Annotated in this window: 23 protein-coding genes; 9 read left to right on the forward strand and 14 right to left on the reverse strand. The window is 65.0% G+C overall.

All coding sequences use genetic code 11. From position 1 onward, the window contains the following. Positions 1-2: 2 nt before the first annotated feature. Positions 3-2,069 carry a transglycosylase SLT domain-containing protein gene (locus AC3G2C_RS04320; protein WP_488383387.1) on the reverse strand — a complete coding sequence of 689 codons (2,067 nt, stop codon included), beginning with the start codon at positions 2,067-2,069 and terminating at the stop codon, positions 3-5. Between the two features lie 181 nt (positions 2,070-2,250). On the opposite strand from AC3G2C_RS04320, the gene AC3G2C_RS04325 reads away from it, so the two are divergent. Next, on the forward strand, positions 2,251-3,870 hold the full coding sequence (locus AC3G2C_RS04325; RefSeq protein ID WP_488383388.1) for a glycoside hydrolase family 17 protein: 1,620 nt from the start codon (positions 2,251-2,253) through the stop codon (positions 3,868-3,870). Here the strand turns inward: AC3G2C_RS04325 and AC3G2C_RS04330 are convergent. The 5 genes from AC3G2C_RS04330 to AC3G2C_RS04350 form a co-directional block, all read right to left on the reverse strand. After that, positions 3,769-4,203 (reverse strand): hypothetical protein, encoded by a 435-nt coding sequence (locus AC3G2C_RS04330; protein ID WP_488383389.1) that lies wholly within the window; start codon positions 4,201-4,203, stop codon positions 3,769-3,771. The genes AC3G2C_RS04325 and AC3G2C_RS04330 overlap by 102 nt on opposite strands. Next, positions 4,200-5,012: an endonuclease/exonuclease/phosphatase family protein gene (locus tag AC3G2C_RS04335; RefSeq protein WP_488383390.1), complete on the reverse strand. Its 813-nt coding sequence runs from the start codon at positions 5,010-5,012 to the stop codon at positions 4,200-4,202. The genes AC3G2C_RS04330 and AC3G2C_RS04335 overlap by 4 nt, the downstream gene beginning before the upstream one ends. 118 nt (positions 5,013-5,130) lie before the next feature. Beyond that, the gene (locus AC3G2C_RS04340) at positions 5,131-5,790 is read right to left on the reverse strand and encodes a thiol:disulfide interchange protein DsbA/DsbL (protein ID WP_488383391.1); all 660 of its coding nucleotides are present in this window, start codon (positions 5,788-5,790) and stop codon (positions 5,131-5,133) included. A gap of 51 nt (positions 5,791-5,841) precedes the next feature. Further along, positions 5,842-6,708, reverse strand: a complete 867-nt coding sequence (locus AC3G2C_RS04345; RefSeq protein ID WP_488383392.1) for a thiol:disulfide interchange protein DsbA/DsbL — start codon at positions 6,706-6,708, stop codon at positions 5,842-5,844. A 72-nt stretch (positions 6,709-6,780) separates the two neighbouring features. Then, complete coding sequence (locus AC3G2C_RS04350) at positions 6,781-7,554, reverse strand: c-type cytochrome (protein ID WP_488383393.1); 774 nt, start codon at positions 7,552-7,554, stop codon at positions 6,781-6,783. Positions 7,555-7,664: 110 nt separating this feature from the next. Between AC3G2C_RS04350 and yihA the strand changes: the two genes are divergently transcribed. After that, positions 7,665-8,300, forward strand: a complete 636-nt coding sequence (gene yihA / locus AC3G2C_RS04355) for a ribosome biogenesis GTP-binding protein YihA/YsxC (RefSeq protein ID WP_488383394.1) — start codon at positions 7,665-7,667, stop codon at positions 8,298-8,300. A gap of 110 nt (positions 8,301-8,410) precedes the next feature. On the opposite strand, the gene AC3G2C_RS04360 is transcribed toward yihA, so the two are convergent. Then, positions 8,411-8,911 (reverse strand): GAF domain-containing protein, encoded by a 501-nt coding sequence (locus AC3G2C_RS04360; RefSeq protein WP_488383395.1) that lies wholly within the window; start codon positions 8,909-8,911, stop codon positions 8,411-8,413. Positions 8,912-9,016: 105 nt separating this feature from the next. Between AC3G2C_RS04360 and bioD the strand changes: the two genes are divergently transcribed. The 4 genes from bioD to AC3G2C_RS04380 all read left to right on the forward strand — a co-directional run bounded on the left by bioD (position 9,017) and on the right by AC3G2C_RS04380 (position 13,220). Then, positions 9,017-9,688, forward strand: a complete 672-nt coding sequence (bioD, locus tag AC3G2C_RS04365; RefSeq protein ID WP_488383396.1) for a dethiobiotin synthase — start codon at positions 9,017-9,019, stop codon at positions 9,686-9,688. A 49-nt stretch (positions 9,689-9,737) separates the two neighbouring features. Continuing rightward, positions 9,738-10,088: a hypothetical protein gene (locus tag AC3G2C_RS04370; protein ID WP_488383397.1), complete on the forward strand. Its 351-nt coding sequence runs from the start codon at positions 9,738-9,740 to the stop codon at positions 10,086-10,088. A 93-nt stretch (positions 10,089-10,181) separates the two neighbouring features. Beyond that, positions 10,182-12,386, forward strand: coding sequence for a peptidyl-dipeptidase Dcp (gene dcp, locus AC3G2C_RS04375; RefSeq protein ID WP_488383398.1), 2,205 nt, complete (start codon positions 10,182-10,184; stop codon positions 12,384-12,386). A 138-nt stretch (positions 12,387-12,524) separates the two neighbouring features. Beyond that, a complete protein-coding gene (locus AC3G2C_RS04380) occupies positions 12,525-13,220 on the forward strand; it encodes a CBS domain-containing protein (RefSeq protein ID WP_488383399.1) in 696 nt (231 codons plus the stop codon). A 29-nt stretch (positions 13,221-13,249) separates the two neighbouring features. On the opposite strand, the gene AC3G2C_RS04385 is transcribed toward AC3G2C_RS04380, so the two are convergent. The 4 genes from AC3G2C_RS04385 to bufA2 form a co-directional block, all read right to left on the reverse strand. Then, positions 13,250-14,158, reverse strand: a complete 909-nt coding sequence (locus AC3G2C_RS04385) for an AraC family transcriptional regulator (RefSeq protein ID WP_488383400.1) — start codon at positions 14,156-14,158, stop codon at positions 13,250-13,252. A 56-nt stretch (positions 14,159-14,214) separates the two neighbouring features. Then, positions 14,215-15,009 (reverse strand): HvfC/BufC family peptide modification chaperone, encoded by a 795-nt coding sequence (locus tag AC3G2C_RS04390; protein WP_488383401.1) that lies wholly within the window; start codon positions 15,007-15,009, stop codon positions 14,215-14,217. Then, positions 15,006-15,845 carry an MNIO family bufferin maturase gene (gene bufB, locus AC3G2C_RS04395; RefSeq protein WP_488383402.1) on the reverse strand — a complete coding sequence of 280 codons (840 nt, stop codon included), beginning with the start codon at positions 15,843-15,845 and terminating at the stop codon, positions 15,006-15,008. The genes AC3G2C_RS04390 and bufB overlap by 4 nt, the downstream gene beginning before the upstream one ends. A 386-nt stretch (positions 15,846-16,231) precedes the next feature. Further along, complete coding sequence (gene bufA2 / locus AC3G2C_RS04400; RefSeq protein WP_488383403.1) at positions 16,232-16,507, reverse strand: BufA2 family periplasmic bufferin-type metallophore; 276 nt, start codon at positions 16,505-16,507, stop codon at positions 16,232-16,234. Positions 16,508-16,801: 294 nt separating this feature from the next. Here bufA2 and AC3G2C_RS04405 point away from each other — a divergent pair, with 294 nt between their 5' ends. The 3 genes from AC3G2C_RS04405 to AC3G2C_RS04415 are packed head-to-tail and all read left to right on the forward strand — an operon-like array spanning position 16,802 to position 18,451. Next, a complete protein-coding gene (locus tag AC3G2C_RS04405; RefSeq protein WP_488383404.1) occupies positions 16,802-17,314 on the forward strand; it encodes a DoxX family protein in 513 nt (170 codons plus the stop codon). A gap of 25 nt (positions 17,315-17,339) precedes the next feature. Beyond that, positions 17,340-17,723, forward strand: coding sequence for a thioredoxin family protein (locus tag AC3G2C_RS04410; RefSeq protein WP_488383405.1), 384 nt, complete (start codon positions 17,340-17,342; stop codon positions 17,721-17,723). Continuing rightward, positions 17,723-18,451 carry a cytochrome c biogenesis CcdA family protein gene (locus AC3G2C_RS04415; protein WP_488383406.1) on the forward strand — a complete coding sequence of 243 codons (729 nt, stop codon included), beginning with the start codon at positions 17,723-17,725 and terminating at the stop codon, positions 18,449-18,451. Before AC3G2C_RS04410 ends, AC3G2C_RS04415 begins: the two co-directional genes overlap by 1 nt. Before the next feature lie 423 nt (positions 18,452-18,874). Here AC3G2C_RS04415 and AC3G2C_RS04420 read toward each other — a convergent pair whose 3' ends face one another. From AC3G2C_RS04420 to AC3G2C_RS04430, 3 genes are all read right to left on the reverse strand, one after another. Continuing rightward, positions 18,875-19,162 carry a helix-turn-helix transcriptional regulator gene (locus tag AC3G2C_RS04420; protein WP_488383407.1) on the reverse strand — a complete coding sequence of 96 codons (288 nt, stop codon included), beginning with the start codon at positions 19,160-19,162 and terminating at the stop codon, positions 18,875-18,877. 154 nt (positions 19,163-19,316) lie between these two features. Continuing rightward, positions 19,317-19,649: a hypothetical protein gene (locus AC3G2C_RS04425; protein ID WP_488383408.1), complete on the reverse strand. Its 333-nt coding sequence runs from the start codon at positions 19,647-19,649 to the stop codon at positions 19,317-19,319. Positions 19,650-19,913: 264 nt separating this feature from the next. After that, entirely contained in the window at positions 19,914-20,294 is a 381-nt protein-coding gene (locus tag AC3G2C_RS04430) for a nuclear transport factor 2 family protein (RefSeq protein WP_488383409.1), read from the reverse strand. Between the last annotated feature and the right edge of the window lie 61 nt (positions 20,295-20,355).

Consider the following 20,355-nt stretch of genomic DNA (forward strand, 5'->3'; position numbering starts at 1 on the left):
ATTCAACGCGGGCCGTTGGCGGCCGCCGCGGGCGGCGCCATGCTGCTCGCCGGTGCGGCCGCGGGGGCCTCCGGTGCCGGCAGTGCAGCGGTACAAGCCACCAGCTTACGCTCGCTGGCGCCATCGGGCAGGCGATAGGTCTGGCCGATGGGCGAGAGGCGCTGGGACACCGTTACCGCCTTGCCATGCTGGCGCCAATCGTAGATCACCGCGAAGGACATCACGCGAGCCACGTACTCTCGCGTCTCCTTGTACGGAATGGTGGCAACGAACAGATCCGGCGGCAGCGTGCCGCGCGCCTGCAGCCATTGGTCGACCTTGCCGGGGCCGGCGTTGTATGCGGCACTCGCCAGCCATGGCGCGCCGTTGAAACGATCGGCCATCTGCGCGAGATAGCGCGTGCCCAGCACGATGTTGGTGATCGGGTCGAACAGCGTGTCGCCGCCGCCCCAGGCAATGCCGTTGCGCTTAGCCACGAGTGCGGCGGTGGAGGGCAGCAACTGCATCAGGCCGCGTGCATCGGCGCCCGAGCGGGCATCGCTCATCCATGCGCTTTCCGCACGCAGAATCGCATACGCCCAGGAGGGGTCGATACCCGCCTGCTCTGCTTGAGTCACGAGTCCGTCCTGCGAGGCAAGCGGAAAACGCAGTTCGTAGTAGCGCAAGGCGTCGCCAGTGTTGAGGGTAAACACGGCCCGGTCATACCAGCCACGCTGATAGGCCATGTCCACGGCTTGGCGCAGCGTTTCGGCGTCTGCACCGTCCAGCGCGGCACTCCATTCGCGCCGCGCCAGTTTGGGCAGGTCTACTGCAAACAGCTCGAACGCGCGCTGCAAACCGCGATTGGCGAGCAATGCCTGCTGGCGTTGGCTGTTGCTGTTCACCGTAAGCGGACAGATGCCGTACGGCGTGCTGAGCTTGTCCGCCGCGAGAAAGCCAAAGAAGGTCGGCTCTTGCGCCAGCGGTACCAGCACGCGCTGCGCTTCGCCATCGCGATTCAGTGCATTGAGGGCCCGCGCGCGGAACCAGCGCCATTCGCCATCTTGCTGTTGCGTGGGCGGCATGGCGTCGATGGCCGCGAGCACGGCCTTCCAATCCTGCAGTGCTAGCGCGGCACGCACACGCCACTCGCGGCTCACTTCCGTCTGCACGGAAGCGGGCAGGGCAATCAACCGCGCAATGGCGCTGTCGTCGTAGTCGGTGGCGTGGAATAGCGCAAGCGCATACAGCACACGATTGCGCTGCTCTGGCGTAAAGCTGAAGCGGCTCTGTAGCTTCTGCCAGGCGATATCGGCTGTGACCGACTGTCGGCGTGCCAGGCGTTCCAGCGCCAGCATGGCCGCCTGGCGGTCGCGCGGCGTGTCGGGCCATTGCATGGCGGCGGTCGTGGCCGTGCCGGGGTCGCGCAGCGCCGTGGCGATGTGCTGGGCCGAGCTGGCCTGATCCGCCGGCAGCCATGCCGCGAGGGAGGCGACGGTGCCGGGCTGGTTGGCGTCGGCGGCGGTGTCGATGCGGTCCCACAGGCGCTGCGGTGTGAGCAGGCCCTGATCGCGCGCGGCGCTCAGCACCGGGTCGCAGGCATTGGGCAGGCGGGGCTTGCTCCAAAGTGAAGCGAGGTCGCGGTTGAAATCCAGCGTGGCGCCACGCGCCATTTGGGCCTGCAGAGCGTTGCAGCTCAGCGCGTCGCCCAGGCCGGGCTGGTACATCGCCAGGAAGTTGTCCCAATCCTGCCGGCGGGCCAGTTCAGTGAGGAAATCACGACGCAGGTCGTTGGCCGGAATCAACCCAGGATTGCGCTTGAGGTAATCCTCCACCCGGGCGCGATCGACCTGGCGGATGTCCTGAGTGAGCGAGGCCGCTTCCAGGTAGGGATACAGCGGATAGTCCTGCAACCCGTTGGCGAGGCTGCGCCAGCCGTCGCCGCCCTGTTGGGCGGCCGCATAGGCCTGCTTGAAGGCAGCGCGTTGCGCTTGGCTGGGTTCCGTCGCATGAGCGGCACCAGCCAGGGCCAGCCCGGCGATCACGATGAGCAAGCGTCGGGCGAAGCGCCGCGGTGCGTGCAGGGACATGACAACTCCTTATCTCGTTCCAACGCAGTGTACTTCGCTGAATCCGCGGGGACGGGCGCGCTGCGTGGGGCCAGCCAGCATGGCCAATGGCCGCTGAGCGTGGCGTGAAACGGCAGGCGTGGGCGGCCTGATAGAATTCCCGCTCTCCGACGCGCCGGGTCTGGCGCATCCCAGGAAGTGCATGTCGCCATTGACCTCGCCATCGTCCCGCGTTGCCCCGCTCGCGTGGTTCATTCTCGTCGTTGCCGCGTTCGCGGGGGCGTTCTGGTGGTGGCAGATCGGCCGGCCGGTATCGCTGCCGGATACGCCCACGGCGCACATTGCCTGCGTGTCCTATGCGCCCTTCCGCAAGCCCGGCGAAACGCCGTTGAACCCTCGTGCCTATGTGAGCCCCGAGCGTATCGATGCCGACTTACGCGCGCTGTCGGAGCGTTTCGATTGTGTCCGCACGTATTCGCAAGGTTTTGGCTTGAGCGCCGTACCGGAGATTGCCCAGCGCTATGGCATGAAAGTGTTGATGGGCGTGTGGATCGGCCGTGACCCGGTAGCGAACGAACACGAATTGCAGATGGGCATTGCCAACGCCAAGGCACACCCGGAAGTACTGCGCGGTGTCATCGTGGGCAACGAGGTGCTCCTGCGCGGTGAGCAGTCACCCACGGCGCTGGCCGGCTACGTCAACGAAATGCGCCATGCCATTCACGATACGCACGTGCCGGTGACCTACGCCGACGTGTGGGAGTTCTGGCTGCGTTACCCGCAGATGCTGAGCGCGGTGGACTTCATCACCATCCATATCCTGCCCTACTGGGAGGACGAGCCGGTCGAACCCAAGGACGCCTTGCAGCACGTGGCGGAGGTCTATGCGCGGGTCAAGGCCGCATACCCCGGCCACGCGGTGATGATCGGTGAAACCGGCTGGCCCAGTCATGGCAAGCAGCGTCGCGGCGCGGCGGCCAGTCTCGTCAACGAGGCGCGCTATTTGCGCGACTTTCTCCGCTATGCCGGCAGCGTGGACATGCCCTATAACGTGATCGAAGCCTTCGATCAGCCGTGGAAGCGCGAGCAGGAGGGCACGGTGGGCGGCTACTGGGGCATCTTCGACGTGCATGCGCAGCCCAAGTTCGCCATGCAGGGCCCCGTGGTGGAAGAGCCGCGCTGGCTCGATGGCTGGTGGGCTGGTTTGGGCGGTGCGGTGTTGTTCGTGCTGGCGTCGCTGTGGCGCGCCGAGTGGCGCGGTAGTCGTAGTCGCCTGGTGCTGGCGCTAGCCGGCTTCGCCAGCGGCACGGCGTTGGCCTGGCAGTTCCGCCAGATGTGGTACGCCTGCCGCGACTCATGGGAATGGATGTTCTCCGGCGGCCTATGCCTGGTGGCGTTGGGCACGGCGTTGGCGTTGGCGCGCTGGCTGGCGGCACGGCTTTCCGGTGCGGCCACGCCGCGCAAGCCGGCGTCCTGGTTGCGCTTTGCGTGGTTGTTCGGCTTGACGTTCTACGGGCTTCTGCTGGTGTTCGATGGCCGCTACCGCGATTTTCCGCTGGGCCTGTTCTGGCTCCCCGCGCTCGGCTACTTGCTGGTCGCGCTGATGGAGGAGCGCGCCAATGCGCTGCCAGCCATCGAGGAGCGCTTCATGGCCTGCGTGTTGCCGCTGATGGGCGCCGTAGTGGTGGCGCAGGATGCGGGGCAGAGCCCGCCGGCATGGCTATGGCTGGCCGTGAACCTGAGCCTGAGCGCGGCCGTGTTCGTGCCCTGGCGTCGCGCCGTCCGCTTGCCAGCGCACCAGGCGAAGGCAACCGACCAATAGGGCCAGCGCGCCGGGAACGAAGCAATACAGCACCACCGCCACCAGGCCGGTGGTGGCCGCCAACCACGCCCAGGCGGGCTTCTTCCACGCCATCGCCGCCGCCGTGGCGGCGAGCGCCACCCAGCCGAAAATGCCGATGGGCCAGCCGAAAATATTGCCGGTAATGAAACCCAGCACCGTCAAGTGGCGCAGCGTGCAGGGCAGGGCCTGCGCGGTTTCGCACAGATGGGCGACCTCGGTCGATTCGACCAGGCCATAGCGCAGCAGGTAAGCCAGGGCGCCAAAGGTGGCCATCAACGACCAGGGCAGAACGAGGGAGAGCGTGCGCTTCATCGGCGGAGTCGGTGCGGGCGTGGTGCGATATGGGCAGGCAGCCGCACTTCGGCCGCCAACGGCAGGTGATCGGAGAAAGCCTGCGGCAACGCCCACACCTTGTCGAGCTGAATCGACTCGGTGGTGAGAATGTGGTCCAGCGCGCGGCTTGGCTTCCAACTGGGAAAAGTGGGCGTGGCCTGTGGTGGGGGCACCAATCCAGAGCGCGCGAACAGATGGCGCATCTCATGGCTGCGCACGTCGGTGTTGAGGTCGCCCATCAGCACGGCATGCGGGTAGTCCTGCAACACCTCGGCGATAAAGCCCAGCTGTTTGGCGCGCGCCGGGGCGCTCAGCGAGAGGTGGGCAATCATCACCGCCAGTGCGTCGTTGCCTTCGCCGAACCGCGCCAGCAAAGCGCCTCGGCCCGGTATGCGGCTGGGCAGCGGGTAGTCGAGCACGCTCTTGGGCTCCAGCCGGCTGATCAGGCCATTGGCCGAGTGCGCCAGGCGCGCCATGGCGCGATTGGGCTGATGGCTCCAGAACGGCATGCCGGCCGCCTCGGCCAGGTAGCGGGTCTGGTTGAGAAACCCCGAGCGCAGGCTGCCGGCATCCGCCTCCTGCAAGCCGATCACGTCGAACTGGGGTAGCACTTCGGCCAGCCGGTCGAGGTTATCGAGCTTGCTGCGGCCCGGCAGCACCGCTTTGAGGCTGCGCGTGACGTACTCGTGGTAACGCTGCACGCTGGCACCGGCCAGGATGTTGCAGCTCAGCAAGCGCAGGCGGCGCTCGGGAGTGGCAACAGCGGGCGTGGAAGGGGCGCGATTCATGGGGCGGGCAGGGTAGATGCAAGGAGGTGTCCGCCGCCATCGCGGCGGACAAGCCCCCAAGGATGCCCAGCGGTATGTGAACGCGGGGGAAGTCCCGAGGCGTATTCCCCCGTGCGGCTTACTTGCCGCCCGCCAGCTCGCGCTTGGCCAGCCACTGGGTGAGCGCGGAGAGCTGTTCGAGCGTCTTCACATTGGCCGAGCGGTACTTGCCGTTGACGATGATGGTGGGCGTGCCATCCACCTGCCACTGCTTGACCAAAGCCATGTCCTTGCGGATCTGCGCGGTGACTTCATCGGAGCTGGCGATGCGCATGAACTCCTCGCGCTTCACGCCGTGGCTGGCGTAGAAATCGGCCAGTTCATCGAGGGTGGAAATGGGGTAGTGGTCATCGAACTTGGCCTTGAACAAGGCCAGGTGCGTCTGCTCGACCACGCCCAGTTTCCGGGCCGCATAGTAGGCGCGTGCGTAGGGCACCCAGTCGTCACTGAAGGCGGCTGGCAGCATCTTGAACACCACGCCCGGCGGCAGTTGCTTGCGCATCTGTTCGCCGATCCGCGCAAAGTGCGCGCAGTGGATGCAGCCATAAGAGAACACCTCGACCACTTCCACCTTGCCCTCAGGGCTAAGGCGCTGGGCGGGGCCCGGAATGGTGACGTACTCGGCGCCTTCGGTATAGGGCGCCGGCTGGTCGCCGGAACCGGCGGCGGTGCAGGCGCTGGCCAGCAGCAGGCTGGCGAAGAGCGCGATCACGCGCGCGGTGGCAAAACGCTTGAACATGGAGTGACTACTCTTGGGGTAACAGTGGGGTGGCGGTGATGGCTGCCAGGCTTACTGGCCGGCTGCTTCCTTGGACACCAGCCACTTCACGAGTTCCACGGTCTGGTCGTTGCCGCCGGCCGAGCTGGGGGTGAGGCGGTACTTGCCGTTCACCACGATGGTCGGGGTGCTTTCCACGCCGTAGGCCTTCATCAGATCGTCCGAGCGCTTCACCTTGGTGTTAATGGCGAAGGAATTGGCCACCGCCACGAATTCCTTGGGGTCGGCGCCGAACTTGGCGTACACCTTGGCGGCGTCCTCCAGCGTGGGCAGGGCCGACATCGGCTTGAGGCTGGTTGCCGTCTTCATGGCGCTCAGCTCCTTGCTGACCCAGACCGCCTCGTACATGGCGTCATTGGCCTGCTCGGCCACGCCCAGCGCCTGTGCGGTAAGGAACGCGCGCTGCAGCATCGGCCAGTTTTCCTGCGGCATGAAGGAGGCCGGCAGGTAGGCCACTGCGGCATCGGCCGGCAGCTCACGCACCAGCTGGTTCATGGTCGGGTGAAACGCATTGCACGCCGGGCAACCGTAGGAGAACACCTCGGCCACTTCGATCTTGTCGGTGTTGCTGACCTTGGCCTGCTGCGGCTCGATGCGGTAGTAGTTCTTGCCTTCCACCCACTTGCCGTTGTCCACGAACGGCGCGGCGGGCGCAGCCGGTGCGGGCGTCGGTGCGGCAGCCTGCTCGGCGGCGGGCGCCGCCGGTGCCGAGGCCGGGGTGGCCGGGCTGCTGGCGGTGGAGGCGGCGGGCGGCTGGGTCGCTGGCGCCGTGGTTGCTGCCGGCGCCGGCTGCGGGGCCGTGCTCGCGTTGTCGTTGTTGTGGCTGCAGGCCGCGAGGGCCAGCAGGGAGGCCGCTAGGAACGACAGACGCTTGAGCATGGGGATTCCTCTTATTCTTGGGGTCGGGCGTGAAGCCAACACGCCGGCTCAGGGCCGGCGTGCTGAGGGGTATTACTTGGCGGCGGTAGCGCCAGGGGCGCCATCGGTGGCGTGTAGGCCTTCGACATAGCTGGCGATGGCGGCGATGTCCTTCTCATCGAGCTTCTTGGCGATACCCGGCATGATCTGCGCGTGGGCGTCGTCGCCCCAGGTGGTGCCGTCGTGCCAGGCCTTGAGGGTGGCCTCGATGTACTGCGCGTGCTGGCTGGTTAGCTGCGGGTACATCGCGCCCGGGTTACCGCGGCCGTCGATGCTGTGACAGGCCATGCAGGCCGGTACGCCCTTGCTGGTGTCACCCTGGCGATAGAGCTGTTCGCCGCGCTCCACCAGGGCCTGGTCGGCCACGCCCGGCAGGGCGGCCTTGGAGGCAAAGTAGGCGCCAATGTCGTGCATGTCCTGCTCGGACAGCGCCGTCGCCATGCCCAGCATGATCGGGTTCTGGCGCTTGCCGCTCTTGAAGTCGGTGAGCTGGCGGACGATGTAGGACTCGTGCTGGCCGGCCAGCTTGGGGTACTGCGGGTCGCTGGAGTTGCCATCCATGCCGTGGCAGGCGCCGCAGGCAGCAGCCTTGCCGGCACCGGCGGTCGCGTCACCGGGCTTTACAGGGGCTTCGGCACCAGGCGCGGCAGCGTGTTCGGGGGCAGCGGAAGCTGGCGGGGCAGCGGTGGACGGTGCGGCGGGAGCCTTGGCCTCCTGGGCCAGCAGCACACCGGAAGAAAGCGCAAGAACGAGGACCACGGCATAACGAACTACAGCGGGCCGGAAACCGGCGGGCCGAAAACTCATACACTTGTCTCCCGAAGTACTGCGATGGCTGCACGGCTCGCGCTGGCCTGCGCGGCCGCCACTGGCAGAAACTCTTCGATTATCTCTGCGCCACCCTAGCCGGTCAAACCATGTCCAACCCGTTGCAGGGCGCCCAGTTCGTACTGGCCGCTCACCGAATTTCACAACTCCCGCCGGATCGCGGCGCCGAGGTTGCCTTTGCCGGGCGATCCAACGCCGGCAAGTCGAGCGCGCTCAATACGCTCACCGCGCACCGCGGCCTGGCGCGTACCTCCAAGACGCCGGGGCGTACCCAGCAGATGGTGGCCTTTTCGCTGCCGCCGCTGATCCAGGGCGAGGGTGAGGCCCCGCTGCCCGCGCGCCTAATCGACCTGCCCGGCTATGGCTACGCCAAAGTGCCCGAGGAGCTGCGCGCGCACTGGAAGCTGGAAATCGATGCGTACCTCAAGCAGCGCCGCAGCTTGCGCGGCGTCGTGCTCATCGCCGATATCCGCCATCCGTTGAAGGATTTCGATCGGATGATGCTGGAGTTCTGCTTTGCCACGGCGCTGCCCTGCCATGTGCTGCTGACCAAGGCCGACAAGCTTTCGCGCAATCAGGCCGCCCAGGCGCTGGCGGCCCTGCGCAAGGAGATGGCCGCCAGCGGCACGCAAGCCACCGCGCAAATGTTCTCCTCGCACACGCCCACCGGCGTGGAAGAGGCGCGCGCCACGGTGATGACGCTGCTCAACACGCCGCGCGAATAAGCCGAGGGCGAGGGTGCGCCGCTGGTGCCTTGGAGCCCGTTCACGATCTCCGCGTAACCCGCGCAACCCTTCGGGCCGGCGCGGGCCACGCTGATATCGTGCTCGTGCTCTCAGGCCCCGTGGCGTTCCACCGCGGCCATGAACACCTGGCACAGCGCTTCCATGCCGGCCTGGTCGTCCGCGTCGAAGCGGGCCACGGAGGGGCTGTCCACATCCCACACGCCGAACAGGCGGCCATCGGCGCGCACCAGCGGCACCACGATTTCCGACTGCGACGCGGCGTCGCAGGCAATATGGCCGTCGAACGCGTGCACGTCGCGCACCAATTGGGTCTCGCGCGTCTGTGCTGCAGTGCCGCAAACGCCACGTCCCAGGGCAATGCGGATGCACGCCGGCTTACCTTGGAAGGGGCCGACCACCAGCTCGGTGCCGTCGAACAGGTAGAAACCGCTCCAATTGAGATCGGGCAGGCTGTGAAACACCAGCGCGGAGAAATTGGCGGCGTTGGCGATCAGGTCGGTTTCGCCTTCCATCAGGCCGCGTGCCTGCTGGCACAGGTCCTCGTAGTGCTCGCGCTTGCTCGCATAGGCCTGTGTGGTGACTTCGAACATGGGCATGAGCCTCAGCGATAAAGGCCGCTATTATGCGCCCGCCAGGGGTGGTAGGCGCCCGCCCGGCCCGTTTTGGCCCTATCCACGCGACCAGGGGATGCGCGAATGTCCACGTTCTTCATTGCCGGCACCGATACCGGCGTGGGCAAAACCCACGTCACCTGCACCCTGTTGCACGCGCTGCAAGCCCGTAACCTCAGCGTCTGCGGCATGAAGCCGGTGGCCAGCGGCTGCGTGGACACCCCCGAAGGCCTGCGCAACGAAGATGGCTTGGCACTCCAGGCCGCCAGCAGCGCGCCCATGCCCTACGAATGGATCAACCCCATGACGCTGCGCGAGCCGCTGTCGCCACACCTGGCGGCCGCCCACGATGGCGTGGAGATCCAGTTGGCGCCCTTGCTCGAAGGCTTTGAGCGCCTGCGCGACATGCACGACGTGGTGCTGGTGGAAGGCGTCGGTGGTTGGTTAGTGCCGCTTTCGCGCGGCTTGCTGGCGGCGGATATTCCGCGCCAATGGCAATTGCCGGTGATCCTGGTGGTGGGCATGCGGCTGGGCTGCATCAACCACGCACTGCTCACAGCGCGCGCCATTGCCACCGATGGTTGCCGGCTGGTGGGCTGGATCGGCAACTTGATCGATCCGCAAATGGCCGCCGTGCAAGAGAACCTCGACACCCTGCGCCAGCTGCTGCCCGCACCCTGCCTGGGCGTGTTGCCGTACGGGGAGTCGCCGCGAACGGCGGCGGCAAAGCTGGACGTAGCCTCCATCTTGGAGTGAATTTCACGCCGGCCGTGCTTGCATGTGCGGGTTCCTGCGGAGATGTTTCATGCCCTTGCGTAGTCACTACTACCTTTCGATCGACGACCTCGCCAAAGCGCGCGGGCCTGTGGCGTCGCTGAGCTTCGACGGCGCCGGCCCGGACGACCTGGCCGCTGCCGTGCAGCACGCCATGCGTACGCGAGACCTGTTCGAGCGCTGGCGCGCCATGCAAGACGAACCCGACGAGGTCGACCTCGCCCTGGCCGCCACCGACCCCGAGGCCACGGTTAGTGCACGGGTGCAGGATCTGCACATCGACATGGACCTGATCACCGACCTGCCCATGAGCATCGTGCGCCAGCGCCTTAACCTGCTGATCGGCGCGAGCTGGCAGTTGCGGGACATGCGAAAAGCCTGAGCCCCGCCGGCAAGGCAGGACTTCCTGCCCTTGGCACCCGTGCCAGGGTGTGGTTAGGCTCGTGGTTCTGTACCACCCACTTGGGGAACCCCGATGCTTCGTCTTCGTACGCTTGTAATTGCCACTTCCATCGCGCTCGCCGCCTGCTCGCAGCAGTCCAACGAGCAGGCCCCGCAGCCCGCGCCGGCCAGCACCGCGCCCGCCAAGGCCAGCACCGCTGCCGCGCCTTCCGCCGAGGTCAGCGCCGTGAACCCGTTCTTCTCGCCCAGCACGCTGCCGTTCCAGGCGCCGCCGTTCGACAAGATCAAGGACGGCGATTACCAGCCGGCCTTCGAGGAAGGCATGAAGCAGCAGTTGGAGGAGATCCAGAAGATCGCCGACAACCCGGAGGCGCCGACCTTCGAGAACACCTTCATCCCCATGGAGAAGTCCGGCCAGTTGCTCAGCCGCGCCATGCATGCGTTCGACGCCGTGAGCGGCGCCAACACCAACGACACGCTGCAAAAGGTGCAGGAAGACGAAGCACCCAAGTTCGCCGCGCACCAGGACGCTATCGTGATGAACGATAAGCTGTTCAAGCGCATCGAAACGGTCTACGAACAGCGCGACTCGCTCAAGCTCGACCCCGAATCCAAGCGCCTGGTCGAAGTGACCTACAAGAACTTCGTGCGCGGCGGCGCCAAGCTGTCCGAAGCCGACAAGGCCAAGCTCAAGGACCTCAACAAGGAAGAGTCCTCGCTCAGCACCCAGTTCACCAACAAGCTGCTGGCCGCCACCAAGGACGGCGCGCTTGTGATTGACGACAAGGCCAAGCTCGACGGTATGTCCGATGGCGACATCGCTGCCGCCGCCGAAGCCGCCAAGGGCCGCAAGCTCGACGGCAAGTGGGTGCTGCCGCTGCAGAACACCACGCAGCAGCCCGCGCTGCAGAGCCTCAACGACCGCCCCACTCGCGAAGCGCTGTTCAAGGCCTCGTGGAATCGCGCTGAAAAGAGCGATGCCAACGACACTCGTGACCTGATTGCTCGCATCGCGCAAATCCGCGCCGAGCAGGCCAAGCTGCTGGGCTTCTCCAGCTACGCCGCGTGGAAGCTCGAAGACCAGATGGCCAAAACGCCGGAAACGGCCATCAACTTCATGGACAAGCTCGCGCCTGCCGCTACCGCGCGTGCCGAGCGCGAAGCCAAGGACATCCAGGACGTCATCGACCAGCAGAAGGGTGGCTTCAAGGTCGAAGCATGGGACTGGAACCACTACGCCGAGCAGGTGCGCAAGGCCAAGTACGACCTGGACGAAGCGCAGATCAAGCCCTACTTCGAGCTGGACAACGTGCTGCAGAACGGCGTGTTCTACGCCGCCAACCAGCTCTACGGCCTGACCTTCAAGGAGCGCAAGGACATCCCCGTCTGGCAGCCGGACGTGCGCGTGTTCGAAGTGTTCGACAAGGACGGCAGCTCGCTGGCGCTCTTCTATTGCGACTACTTCAAGCGCGACAACAAGAACGGTGGCGCCTGGATGAGCAACCTGGTCGACCAGTCCAAGCTCATGGGCACCAAGCCGGTGATCTTCAACGTCGCCAACTTCACCAAGCCTGCGCCGGGCCAGCCGGCCCTGCTGTCGTTCGACGACGTGATCACCATGTTCCACGAGTTCGGCCACGGCCTGCACGGCATCTTCGCCGACACGCAGTACCCGAGTCTGTCGGGCGCGGCCACCGCGCGTGACTTCGTGGAGTTCCCCTCGCAGTTCAACGAGCACTGGGCAACCGATCCGAAGATCTTCGCCAACTACGCCAAGAACTATAAGACCGGCGAGCCGATGCCCGCCGAGCTGGTGGAGAAGATCAAGAAGGCCAAGACCTTCAACAAGGGCTACGACATGACCGAGCTGGTCTCGGCCGCCCTGCTCGACATGAGCTGGCACAGCCTGAGCGCCGACGCACCCAAGCAGGATCCGGACAAGTTCGAGGCCGACGCCCTCGCCAAGGCCAAGATCAACCTGAGCTACGTGCCGCCGCGCTACCGCTCCAGCTACTTCCAGCACATTTGGGGTAACGGCTACGCCGCCGGTTACTACGCCTACCTGTGGACCGAAATGCTGGCCGATGATGCCTTCCAGGGCTTCGTGGACAAGGGCGGCATGACCCGCGAAAACGGCGACCGTTTCCGCGCCATGATCCTCTCGCGCGGCAACACCGAAGAGCTGAGCAAGCTGTACAAGGATTGGCGCGGCAAGGATCCGAGCATCGAGCCGATGCTGCTCAATCGCGGCCTGAAGGAAGCACCGCAGAAGAAGTAAGGCGACGCGTTCGCCGCATCCAAGAGGCCGGCCTTGCCGGCCTCTTTTTTTATGGCCCCTCGGCCATAGGGATTGACCGCGATCAATGCCGCCCAACCCGCCCCGCGCATACTCATGCTGTCAGCGGAGGCTAGAACCATGAAAGTCGGCGAAGCGATGAATGGTCAGGTGCGTACCGCACTGGTGAGCGACCCCGTGTCCATGGCCATGCAGATCATGCTGGGCGTGCGCGTCAGTGGTCTTCCTGTGGTGGATGACAAGGGTGCATTGGTCGGCATACTCACCGAAGGCGACCTGATACGGCGTGCGGAAGTGGGTACCGAACGTCGGCGCCCGCGTTGGCTGGATCTGGTGCTCGGGCCGCGCCGACTCGCGCAGGAATACGTCGGCTCACACAGTCGCCGTGTGGGCGACCTCATGTCTCGCGATGTGCTGACGGTGGAGGAGTCCGCTCCGCTGAGCGATGCCGTAGCGCTACTGGAGCGTCACCACATCAAGCGCTTGCCGGTAACCCGCGAAGGACGCCTGGTGGGCATCCTTAGTCGCGCAGACCTGATGCGCGTGTTCCTGGCTGCGTTACCAGAAGAAACGGCGGAAGATGTCGTGTCCGACGCCGACATCAAGCAGCACATCCAACAGGAAATGCTGCGCCATCCATGGATCACCCGTTCCGCTGTGCAAATCACCGTGCAACGGGGTGCAGTGGATCTGGATGGCGTCGTCACCAACGAAGCCATGCGCAGCGCGCTGCGCGTACTGGTGGAGAACGTACCGGGTGTCGTGGGCGTCACCGACAAATTGACCATGGTCGATACCACCACAGGCTACATGTAACCGCGCTACCTCGTGCGCATCAGCCACCGTCAATTGATGGTGGCCGGGCGCAAGCTCTCCCCACGAATGCGCCCAGGGCACGTGCCGCTAACCCGCTTGAACAGTCGCCGAAAAGCCGCTTCGCTGCTGTAGCCCAGTTGCTGGGCAATGCCCGCCACCGACTGCTGGCGATCGCGCAGCCATTGCTCGGCCAAGCTCACGCGCCACTGCGTGAGGTATTGGATGGGCGGCATCTTCATCAGTTGCGTAAAGCGTTCCGCAAAGGCCGAACGCGACATGCAGGCGAGCGCAGCCATCGACTGCATCGTCCACGCCTTGCCGGGGTTGTCGTGCACCGCTTGCAACACGCGCGCGATGCGAGGATCGGCGAGCGACGCGAACAGCCCCTGGCGCTCGCCCGCATCGCGGGCGTAATCGCAGATGGCCAGCGTGAACAACGCATCGGCCAACTTGTTGAGCAACACCTGCCGGCCCGCGCAGCCCTGGTGCACGGCGTCCACCATCATCGCCGAGAGTTGGCAGAACGGCGCGCTGGCCTGTTCGGCGCGTATCACGATGCAGCCGGGAAGGGCCAGGCCAAGCGGGTGCAACGACGCACCCACGAAACGGAACTCGCCACAGATCAGGCTCGTGCTGGCCGAGCCATCGCCCGCGCTCAGGCGATGCGGCGCACCGTGAGGGAAAATAACCAGGTCGCCCGCTTGCAGCACCATGCCCTTGGCAAGCACGGGGCTATCCACCTGACATTGGCCATGGCCCACGAGGTGGAACAGCCCGCACTCGTAGCGCGGCTCATCCAAAAACCACTCGCCACAGCGATGCAGTTCGGCAACCACCTGCACCTGCAGCATCGACTGGTTGAGCAGCGATTCGAGCGCCGGCTCCACCAGCGGCGGGCGCGGCTCGGCGGGCCAGGAGGGGTTCGGTTCGATGTACATGGGCAGGCTTCCAGGGCGTGGCGCTATAAGCCAGTTCGCTGGATGCCCGCCCGCGGTTACCTCGGCCCATTCACTCCGACCGACAGGCCGCCGATCAGGCCATCGGCCAGCCACCGCTGCAGCAGGGCGGCCAGGCGTGGCAGCGCCTGGGTGGGGCCGTATCGCGCGGCCAGCCGCTCGCAGACCTGGGCCACGCACTCGCCCTGCCACATCGCCCCAAGCGCCAGCCACTCGTCGGCGTCCACCCGGCGATAGCGAACCTCCGTCGCCGGGCGCCAAACCAGCATGTGCCGGGGGCGAGCGAACCGCCGCAAAGCGGGGCGAGACTGTCCACGATCGGCCGCCCGCCGAAAATCGTCGATGTTGCTGGTGCAGGTAAGCAGGCTCGCGTGCGCGAGTGGCGTCAGTCGCAACGACGCCCAGCCTTCCGCATCGACGCCGGCCAGGGCAGAGGCTTCCAATGGGGATTCATCCGCCGCGTCGAAAGCGGTGGAAATGGCCCAGTCCAGCGAGGCCATCTCGGCCCAGTCCACGCGTTCGCGCCACGGTGGCGTATTGGCCAGAAACGGTGCCATCTCCCGCCCGTGCCAGCGAATGTTGAAATGCGTGGATGGCTGCGCCGTGATGTACGCGTCCAGCAAGCGCGTAAAGCGCCGCCCCGCGAGCAACGCCAGTCCGGGAAACTCCGTTGAAAGCGCGTCGTGCAGGCGTAGCCGGTAACCGTGTTGGTAGATGGCCAAACGCTGCGCGCGGCTGGCCAGTGCGTCACCGCAGAGTGCATTCGACAAGGGTTGCGCAGGGTTGCGCATGGCGTCGGCCAACTCGCATTGCAGCGCATGGAGAGAGCTCACGCGGCCTCCTTCAGCCACGGCTGCGCGAGTGCATGAGCTTGCGCCAGTTCGGCGCGAAGCACCTCCAGCGGTGGAATGTGGTCGTCCCGCTCGATCATGGTGGAAACCAGACCAAACCGCCGAACCGCCGCCACGTAAAGCGCCCACACAGGATCGATCACCGGCGCATCGTGCGTATCCACCAGCAGCGCGCCACCTTGTTCGTGGCCGGCCAGGTGGAACTGTTGCACGCGTGTGGCGGGGATGCCTTCCAGGTACGCCAGCGCCGAGAAACCGTGGTTATGCGCACTCACGTAGACGTTGTTGATATCCAGCAGAATCAGGCAGTCGGCCCGTTCCGCCACCGCCGCCAAAAACTCCCACTCGGTCAATTGCGCGTCGGCAAAGCGGATATAACTCGATACGTTCTCCAACAGAATGCGACGGCCCAGCCGATCCTGCACGCGTTTCACGCGCTCCACCACGTGAGCGAGTGCCTCCTCGGTGTATGGCAGCGGCATCAAATCGTGCAGATTCACGCCCTGCACGCCCGTCCAGCACAGATGGTCGGAAACCCACGCCGGTTCGATGCGCTTGGCCAGCGCGTCGAGTTGACCCAGATAAGCCATGTCCAGCGGATCGGTGCCGCCAATGGAAAGCGACACGCCATGCATCACCAGCGGAAAGCGCTCGCGAAAACGCTCCAGCCAGCGCAGCGGTCGCCCGCCCGGTACCAAGTAGTTCTCGGAAACGATCTCCAGCCATTGCACCTGGCCAGGATCATCGAGCAGCGCCTCGTAATGATCGACGCGCAAGCCCAGGCCAAAGCCCAGGTAAGGGAGAGTGCGATTGGACATGGTCGGTATCACCCGGCTTGGGTTAGGGCCCCCGGCGCGTTCCGAGAGCCCTAACAGGCTTTAGGACTGCTCTGATTTTGATCGTCATCCCAGCGAATGCTGGGATCCAGCGCCTGTAAAGCTTTGAACGTAAGGGCGCTAGATGACCAGCCCTTCGGCTGTTGAAAAGCGCCTCCTGCATGCGCAGGAATGACGAGCAAAACGTCGCTTAACCAGACCTGCCTCAGGACTGCTCTGATTTGGATCGTCATCCCAGCGAAGGCTGGGATCCAGCGCCTGTAAATCTTTAAACGTACGGGCGCTGGATGACCAGCCCTTCGGCTGTTGAAAAGCGCCTCCTGCGTGCGCAGGAATGACGAACAAAGAGTCGCTTAATCAGATCTGCCTTAGGACTGCTTGGCGGCCGCCTGCGCGGCTTCGCAATCCTGCTGGCTCTTCTGCATGGTGAAGCCCTGGCCCTTGCACGCGTTCTGGCCCTTGCAGGCATTGGTGGCCTGCTTGCACGCGCCGTGGCCCTTACAGCTGGACGAATTCATGCACTTCACACTGGCGGTGTCGCCGCTGGCGGTCTTGTCGGCGGCGGAGGCGGACATCGACGTCACCGCGAACAGGCCGGCCACCATCATCGCCATCGCCGCGCCATTGAGCTTGCTGTTCTTCATGGAGTTCTCCTGAGCATTCGAGATGCCGCACAAGCGCGGCGCACTGTATAGGCGTCGGACCTCCCGGGGCGGGGACGCTGGTGGGTGCCGACAGGTAGGCATTCTGGACACCCGGCACACCGCTGGCTGTTCCCCAGCGTCCCGTCTTTGTGCCCGATCGTCCGGCAACCTCGGGTGTTTCTTCCCCGGTACGCAGGATCGGACGCAAGGCAAGAAAGCATGGACGCTGGAACATGGCGGGCGCGATGCGCCCTTCGCATGATGCAGGCCACCTTTACTGCGGAACACCTCGCCATGCGCCCCTTCATCGCCACAACGGCCTCTCGCCTGCTACAGAGTCTTCATCGCATCGAGTGGCTGGGGCCGCTGGTGGTGCGTGTGGTGTTCGGCTACTTCTGGCTGGAAACCGGCATCGCCAAGGTGCACAACCTCGATGGTTTCGTGCAGCGCTTCGTGGGGTGGGGCATTCCCTATCCCGCGTTCAGCGCCGGGCTTTCCGCATGGACAGAGCTGGTCGGCGGCTTGCTGATCATGCTGGGCCTGTGCACACGCCTGGTGTGCATTCCCATGCTGATCAACATGGCGGTAGCGGTAACGCTGGTGGTGTCCACCAACCTGATGGGGCTGGACGATTACGTCGAGGCGGATGAGATCGTCTACAGCCTGATCTTCTTCTGGCTGCTCGTCAGCGGCCCCGGCAAAGCCAGCGTGGATACCTTGCTGGCACGTGCGCTGGGCATTCGTGTGCCCGCGACGACACACGACACCGTGCGCGCGCTTCCTTCCGCCCGCACCGCTACGCCCTGATCCTCACTGTCTGGAGTTCACGCCCATGCGCATGTTCCGTTCCCCCGGGTTGCTCGGCGCCCTGTTCGCTTTTGCGGCGCAGTTGCATGCCGCCGAGCTGCCCTACAACGCCACGCAATATCAGCAGAGCCTCGCGGCCGGCAAACCGGTGGTGGTGTACTTTCACGCCGATTGGTGCCCCACGTGCCGCGCGCAGCAGCCCATTGTGGATCGCTTATCCAAGGAGTCCGCGTTTGCACCGTTGACGATCTTCGTCGCCGACTTCGACACCGAAACCGCCTTGGAGAAATCGCTCAAGGTCAATCACCAATCCACCTTCGTGGTGTTCAAGCAAGGGCACGAGGTTGGCCGCTCCACCGGGCAGACTGACGAAGCGCAGATTCGCTCGACCTTGCAGCAGGCGCTTTGATGGATTTTTCCCTGCCCACCTATGGCCTCAGCTTCGTAGCTGGCATGGCAACGCTGTTGTCGCCCTGCGTGCTACCGATACTGCCGCTGCTGCTGGCGTCCGCATTGTCGCGTCATCGTTGGGGTGCGGCGGCGCTCGCGCTGGGTCTGAGTTTGTCGTTTGCGCTGGCCGGCACGGTACTGGCATCGCTGGGCGCGTCATTGGGTATCGATGCGAACGTCGTGCGGCGCGCCGGTGCCGTACTCATGATGGTGTTCGGCCTGATCATGCTGCTGCCTGTGTGGCAGGGCGCATTCGCCCGGGTCGGTGCATCCTGGAGCCAGGCTGGCCAGACGTTGTTGAGCAAGGTTCGTGGCGAAGGTGCGGTGAGCCAGCTCTTTATCGGCTTGCTGTTGGGCGTGGTGTGGAGCCCTTGCGTGGGCCCCACACTCGGCGCTGCCACCACACTCGCCGCGCAAGGTCGTGACCTCTCACGTATTGCTCTGGTCATGGCCATGTTCGGCCTTGGGGCCGGTTTGCCATTATTGGTGCTCAGTGGCCTATCCAGCGCCACGCTGGCACGGCTGCGCGGCGGCTTGCTGCGCACCGGGCAGGGCGCAAAGGTGGTGCTTGGTTTGTGCTTTGTATTGATCGGTGTGCTGGTGCTCACCGGCTTTGACCACACCATCGAAGCCTTCGTGCTATCGCATAGCCCCGATTGGCTCGTGCGGCTAAGCACCTCGTTGTAGCGTGCTAGCCGAAACCCTTGGCTGGATGATCGTGCATGCCGCGATTATTCCCATGGCTCCCGCAAAATGGGCGGGCGTTATCGAGCTGCTGAGAGCAAGGGGCAGCCATTCAGTGTCTTTACGTTCAAGTATTCACAGGCGCGGGAAAACCCACCCTTAGGCTGTTGAAAAACCCCTCCTGCTCTTGCCATTTTGGGGGTTCGCAGGAATGACGAGCACCATGTCGCTTGATCAAACCTCCCCTTACGATGCTCCGGTTCAGCTCGTCATCCCAGCGAACGCTGGGATCCAGCGCCTGTAAGCGCCTGAGCGTAGAGGCACTGGATGACCAGCCTCTCGGCTGTTGAAAAGCCCCTCCTGCTCTTGCCCCCTTCTTGGTGTTCGCAGGAATGACGAGCTGCATGTCGTTTCATCAGACCTTCCCTAAGGCCTCATATCCCCCTCCAACAGCCAACGCGCCTCCAGCACCATCCAATAAAACGCCGTGGTGCCAAACCCTCGCGCCAAGGCGCGCGCAAACTCCGGCGTGGTCCGCTCGCCCTCCGTCATCCAACGCTGCAGCGCCAAGCTGGTAACGCCCATGCGCCGGGCTGCCTGCCCCCACGGCAACCGCTGTGGCAGCAGAAAATCGTGCAGCAGTACCTGCGCTGGCGAGCGCAGCGGTACTCGGTGGCCAACGTGCATGCGTGGGGTGAGAGAAATCCGACTCATCACTATCCTTGGTTGATGTGCGCGCACGCTTAAACACGCCGGCGCGAGCGCAGCGATACATGTAGGCAAAATGCCAATTCAGGCGTACGTCATCGCCAAGGTGCGGCACACCGGCAACACGCCCGGTGCGCCGCGGGGGCGATCAACGGACGGGTCAAGTGCTGGCGGCGGTTTTTTGGCCCAACAAGCGCGCATTGGAGTGCAGGTAATGCACAGCCAACGATAACCCCGTGGATTCCAACGGGGTTAGGGCAAGCTTGCGTACCGGCAGGGAACCTCGGCGCGACGGGGCGAGGAGAGCCTCCTCGCTATCCATCAGCAGACCCAGCAAGGCGTCTGCGGAGCGGGCAATGCCAATCAGCGTTAACAACCGCTGCTCTGCGTCCTGCGCCGCGGCTGAGGGGGCCAGCCTGTCGGCGGAGGTCGCGTGCGTAGCCTCTGGTGGGAAAGACGGGCGTGCGCGTGCCGTATGATCGTGGGTAGCCATGATCAACTTCCAGATAGTTGGTGATGGTTAGCGGGTCGTGTGAGTGTCAGCTCGCACGGCCCGCGCCTCATGACCCAAGGGTCACGGTTGCGCGTCAAGCGGATTCAGACACTCCACGCGCAACGAGACGAAAAGTAGCAGAGGCGCGCCGAACGCCTTGTCAGGCGAACACCCGTCGCAGCATGCGGCCCCGGCGCGCCTCTGCGGCGGCATACGCTGTCAGTGCACACGTGGGCAGGCGCTGGCGAACTGTGGCGCGGCGCATTACGCCGGCAGATACACCTCATGCCACAACGTCGCCAAGCCCTGCTCATCGAACGCCAGCAACAACATGGCTTCGAAACGATCCAGCGTGCCGTCCAGGCGGTGCACACGGGCAGTCATCGCCACGGCGGCCTGGTTGCCTTCGGCGATGAGTTCGTGGATGTCGTAGTCGATGGACTGGATGGTGCGGCGAAAGCCGTTGAGGAATTCCAGGTAGTTCTGGTGATTGGCCGTGTAGATGCGGCCATTGGCTTTCACGGTGAACTGCGTGGCGAAGCGCGTGGCGATATGCGCTTCGCTCAGCGTGCTGTGGGCGGTGAGGTGCCGGTGGTTCCAGTCGAGCAGGCGAAGGCGGCCGAGTCGGGCATCGATCATGGGCATCGGTTGAACCTCCGTGTGACTGAGCGCCCCATAGAAAAGCCCCGCCGAATCGGCGGGGCTT

The sequence above is a fragment of the Frateuria sp. sgz306004 genome (assembly GCF_057750885.1).

Bases quoted from the DNA above. Each gene is read 5' to 3' on its own strand.
- AC3G2C_RS04320 (WP_488383387.1), bottom strand. From the start codon at position 2,069: ATGTCCCTGCACGCACCGCGGCGCTTCGCCCGACGCTTGCTCATCGTG.
- AC3G2C_RS04325 (WP_488383388.1), top strand. From the start codon at position 2,251: ATGTCGCCATTGACCTCGCCATCGTCCCGCGTTGCCCCGCTCGCGTGG.
- AC3G2C_RS04330 (WP_488383389.1), bottom strand. From the start codon at position 4,203: ATGAAGCGCACGCTCTCCCTCGTTCTGCCCTGGTCGTTGATGGCCACC.
- AC3G2C_RS04335 (WP_488383390.1), bottom strand. From the start codon at position 5,012: ATGAATCGCGCCCCTTCCACGCCCGCTGTTGCCACTCCCGAGCGCCGC.
- AC3G2C_RS04340 (WP_488383391.1), bottom strand. From the start codon at position 5,790: ATGTTCAAGCGTTTTGCCACCGCGCGCGTGATCGCGCTCTTCGCCAGC.
- AC3G2C_RS04345 (WP_488383392.1), bottom strand. From the start codon at position 6,708: ATGCTCAAGCGTCTGTCGTTCCTAGCGGCCTCCCTGCTGGCCCTCGCG.
- AC3G2C_RS04350 (WP_488383393.1), bottom strand. From the start codon at position 7,554: ATGAGTTTTCGGCCCGCCGGTTTCCGGCCCGCTGTAGTTCGTTATGCC.
- yihA (WP_488383394.1), top strand. From the start codon at position 7,665: ATGTCCAACCCGTTGCAGGGCGCCCAGTTCGTACTGGCCGCTCACCGA.
- AC3G2C_RS04360 (WP_488383395.1), bottom strand. From the start codon at position 8,911: ATGTTCGAAGTCACCACACAGGCCTATGCGAGCAAGCGCGAGCACTAC.
- bioD (WP_488383396.1), top strand. From the start codon at position 9,017: ATGTCCACGTTCTTCATTGCCGGCACCGATACCGGCGTGGGCAAAACC.
- AC3G2C_RS04370 (WP_488383397.1), top strand. From the start codon at position 9,738: ATGCCCTTGCGTAGTCACTACTACCTTTCGATCGACGACCTCGCCAAA.
- dcp (WP_488383398.1), top strand. From the start codon at position 10,182: ATGCTTCGTCTTCGTACGCTTGTAATTGCCACTTCCATCGCGCTCGCC.
- AC3G2C_RS04380 (WP_488383399.1), top strand. From the start codon at position 12,525: ATGAAAGTCGGCGAAGCGATGAATGGTCAGGTGCGTACCGCACTGGTG.
- AC3G2C_RS04385 (WP_488383400.1), bottom strand. From the start codon at position 14,158: ATGTACATCGAACCGAACCCCTCCTGGCCCGCCGAGCCGCGCCCGCCG.
- bufB (WP_488383402.1), bottom strand. From the start codon at position 15,845: ATGTCCAATCGCACTCTCCCTTACCTGGGCTTTGGCCTGGGCTTGCGC.
- bufA2 (WP_488383403.1), bottom strand. From the start codon at position 16,507: ATGAAGAACAGCAAGCTCAATGGCGCGGCGATGGCGATGATGGTGGCC.
- AC3G2C_RS04405 (WP_488383404.1), top strand. From the start codon at position 16,802: ATGCGCCCCTTCATCGCCACAACGGCCTCTCGCCTGCTACAGAGTCTT.
- AC3G2C_RS04410 (WP_488383405.1), top strand. From the start codon at position 17,340: ATGCGCATGTTCCGTTCCCCCGGGTTGCTCGGCGCCCTGTTCGCTTTT.
- AC3G2C_RS04415 (WP_488383406.1), top strand. From the start codon at position 17,723: ATGGATTTTTCCCTGCCCACCTATGGCCTCAGCTTCGTAGCTGGCATG.
- AC3G2C_RS04420 (WP_488383407.1), bottom strand. From the start codon at position 19,162: ATGAGTCGGATTTCTCTCACCCCACGCATGCACGTTGGCCACCGAGTA.
- AC3G2C_RS04425 (WP_488383408.1), bottom strand. From the start codon at position 19,649: ATGGCTACCCACGATCATACGGCACGCGCACGCCCGTCTTTCCCACCA.
- AC3G2C_RS04430 (WP_488383409.1), bottom strand. From the start codon at position 20,294: ATGCCCATGATCGATGCCCGACTCGGCCGCCTTCGCCTGCTCGACTGG.